The following is a 1816-nucleotide window of genomic DNA, read 5'->3' as shown; positions in this document are numbered from 1 at the left end:
CGTCCGTAAACGGCGGTCAAATCGCCGTAGCCGTCGTAGTCGTAGCGCACCAGTTCTTTGCCGTTGAAGGTGACGGAAGTGAGGCGGATATGGCGGCCGTTACGGTCGAGTTGTGCGGCCAGTTGGAAAATGCCGCAGCCGGAATCGACTTCGGCAAACAGCAGCCGTGCGCCGCCGTCGGGAGAGGCGATTTGGTAGAGGTCATCTGAAAGTCGGTCTTCAGACGGCCTCTATGTTAACTACTAATGAGATTGTTAAAGAACAAATAGTTTAGACGACCTCAAAGAGGGTATTGAGGTCGTCTGAAAAACAGAAACCGCGTGCGTGCGTCCCATTCGTGCCTTACATCGGAGTTGGAAGTTTCATTAGAGCTACAGTTTGCTTATGGCTTGTGATTACCAGCTAGTAATAGGTCTATGCAAATTTGCCCAAAACTTTAATAATGATTGTTCAAAAAAACGAAATTCAGACAGATCCTTTTCCACAACTAGACCTAATTCTTTGAAAAGATATTTAGATTTCGTTCTCTCAATAACATCATATTGACTTAATAGCTCAGCAAACCCTTTTTTTGATGATATCTCAATTTCATTATAGTATATTGCAAGCCTTACTGCTTTATCATGAAAAATTGTAACCTCAGTTAACTTTTCATTATCAAATCTCAGTACAAAATTATTTACCTCTATTATATTTTTTGCTTTTGAAATAACATTTTCTGATATATCATATTTTTTTATAATATCTGTTAGAGAACAATTAAATTCAAAATTACCTATAGCCTTATAAGGAATAAATGTTAATTTATTATAAACTGAGGTTGGATCTTTAAGTTTACTTTTTTGAAAGTCTGAGTACTTTTTACCTGTATTTTCATATAAGTTTCTTATACTTTCATCGTAAATTAATACCTGCAAAAATAATTTATCCTTAGGGTCAACATACAAAAGTAAATTATATTGTGGGAAAATATAAAAATAATTTTCTTCATCAGAAATTTCTATTAAAGGATCTTCTTCTTCTAAAAATTTTTCTAAATTGAAGAAGTTAATAATTTTTCCATCCAAACTGAATTCATTGCAACTTCCAGAGGATGATACAGTAATTAATTGAGAATCAGATTGTATCTTATGCTTTCTATCAAACTCTAATGAATAACTAGGATTATTTAAAGTAACATCATCAAAATCAGCCTTTTTTTGACCCAATATAATCCCATTTAACGAATTATTTGATATTTTCAACATTTTGTATATTTCCTTTTTAATCTACGACCTTCTGCTCTAGTTATATGCTGTTCATCAATTGCATAATCAATCATTTCTCTTATGCCTTTATTATATTTTTTCCCGAATTTTCGCTTAATATCTCTTATATCCATTTCCATTGCTTTTCCGAATTTACCTTTGTCAATTAATTTAGCCTGCTGTGATCGCCACTCAATCGCTGTTGCCCGCCTACCCCAACTTGCTGTTTTTTGATGATCAGCCTTTGACATCCAGGTTGCTGGACTTTTATAGCGAGAAATTCCTCCGGACATACCACCATCTTTAACTGCTTTATAAGCAGGCATATGATTTACTTCTCCGCCAGAACTTGCCTTCCTGACATTCCCATAACTACCACCTCCATGAGCTGATAATCCCCATAAATCAATCCACATCAAAGTATTCGGCGCAAACTGATAAAGGTTATCTCCACCCAACAACCCAATCGGATCCTGGTTCACAAACCGACCTGCCTCAGGCTCGTAATACCGCATCAGGTTGTAATGCAGTCCGGTCTCTTCATCGAAGTATTGGTTTTGCAATCTGAA

The 1816-nt window shown here is 36.2% G+C and carries 2 protein-coding genes and 1 pseudogene; 1 reads left to right on the top strand and 2 read right to left on the bottom strand.

Annotated features, from left to right (window positions below; translation table 11 throughout):
* Nucleotides 1-209, top strand: a pseudogene (locus tag ACTHSX_RS10415) (hypothetical protein); the annotation flags it as partial.
* A gap of 186 nt (nucleotides 210-395) precedes the next feature.
* Here the strand turns inward: ACTHSX_RS10415 and ACTHSX_RS10410 are convergent.
* On the bottom strand, nucleotides 396-1247 hold the full coding sequence (locus ACTHSX_RS10410) for a hypothetical protein (protein WP_440377602.1): 852 nt from the start codon (nucleotides 1245-1247) through the stop codon (nucleotides 396-398).
* A partial coding sequence (locus ACTHSX_RS10405; protein ID WP_440377603.1) for an RHS repeat-associated core domain-containing protein occupies nucleotides 1241-1816 on the bottom strand: 576 nt, incomplete at its 5' end. The genes ACTHSX_RS10405 and ACTHSX_RS10410, both read right to left, overlap by 7 nt.

Origin of the sequence: Neisseria sp. P0014.S002, assembly GCF_051958295.1 — a bacterium.
In the GTDB taxonomy this organism is placed as follows: Bacteria; Pseudomonadota; Gammaproteobacteria; order Burkholderiales; family Neisseriaceae; genus Neisseria; species Neisseria flavescens_B.
This window is presented reverse-complemented; position numbering and strand designations above follow the sequence as displayed.

Bases quoted from the DNA above. Each gene is read 5' to 3' on its own strand.
- ACTHSX_RS10410 (WP_440377602.1), bottom strand. From the start codon at position 1,247: ATGTTGAAAATATCAAATAATTCGTTAAATGGGATTATATTGGGTCAA.